Raw genomic sequence first — 255 nt, 5'->3', positions numbered from 1 at the left:
TTCGTTTTCTCAACCCCGTCCAGGGATAGAAGCCACTTCACGAAGCGGTTCATGTCCGCCCTGTCCCTAAACTTCGCTATGACGAAGATGTCAAACTCGCCCGTTATGTCGTAGACCATCATCGCCCTGGTTTTCTCGGCTATCTTCCTTTCTATCTCCGCTATCTTCCTTCCCTGCGCCTTGATTCCAATCAGCGCGGTTAGGCCAAAGCCGAGCTTCTCGTAGTCGAGAACGGGGGCGTAGCCTTTGATAACC

The 255-nt window shown here is 52.9% G+C and carries 1 protein-coding gene; it reads right to left on the bottom strand.

Annotation, left to right across the window (positions count from 1 at the left end):
• Nucleotides 1-255: Lrp/AsnC family transcriptional regulator (locus tag E3E30_RS11215; RefSeq protein WP_167729660.1), on the bottom strand; the 255-nt coding region annotated here is incomplete at both ends.

This window comes from Thermococcus sp. 9N3 (assembly GCF_012027685.1).
GTDB lineage: Archaea > Methanobacteriota_B > Thermococci > Thermococcales > Thermococcaceae > Thermococcus > Thermococcus nautili.
This window is presented reverse-complemented; position numbering and strand designations above follow the sequence as displayed.